General features: G+C 44.2%; 1 protein-coding gene. It reads left to right on the top strand.

Translation table 11 applies throughout. The features are described 5' to 3' along the window. On the top strand, positions 1–422 hold a 422-nt coding region (locus IE107_RS34615), incomplete at its 5' end, for a transposase (protein ID WP_189548294.1). Between the last annotated feature and the right edge of the window lie 135 nt (positions 423–557).

The following is a 557-nucleotide window of genomic DNA, read 5'->3' on the forward strand; positions in this document are numbered from 1 at the left end:
AGCGCATGGATGGAGAGCTTGACTTGTGGGAAGGTGAATACACCTACAGATCCATTCTTACCAACGATTATGACTCATCAACAAGAGACATCGTCGAATTTTACAACAAGCGTGGGGGCAAAGAGCGTATATTCGATGATATGAACAACGGATTCGGCTGGAACAGGCTCCCCAAGTCGTTCATGTCAGAGAACACTGTATTCCTTCTGCTTACGGCATTGATACACAATTTCTATAAGACCATCATTAGCAAGCTTGACACCAAGGCTTTCGGGCTCAAGGAAACGAGTCGCATAAAGGCTTTTGTCTTCAGCTTCATCTCCGTACCTGCCAAGTGGATCATGACAGCAAGGCAATACGTGCTGAATATCTATACTGAAAACCGGGCTTATGCAAGACCTTTCAAAACTGGATTCGGATAAAGTCCGTTCCTTATGGTTTTAATCTGCGTATTGCCTCAAGTCGCATTGTGGGGTAAGGGGAAGGTATGCACAAATCGGACAAAATTCACGCTCATACTATCATGATGCATAGTGTTCAAGCTCTTTACTGCAATT

This window comes from Streptomyces gelaticus (assembly GCF_014649535.1).
Classification (GTDB): Bacteria; Actinomycetota; Actinomycetes; order Streptomycetales; family Streptomycetaceae; genus Streptomyces; species Streptomyces gelaticus.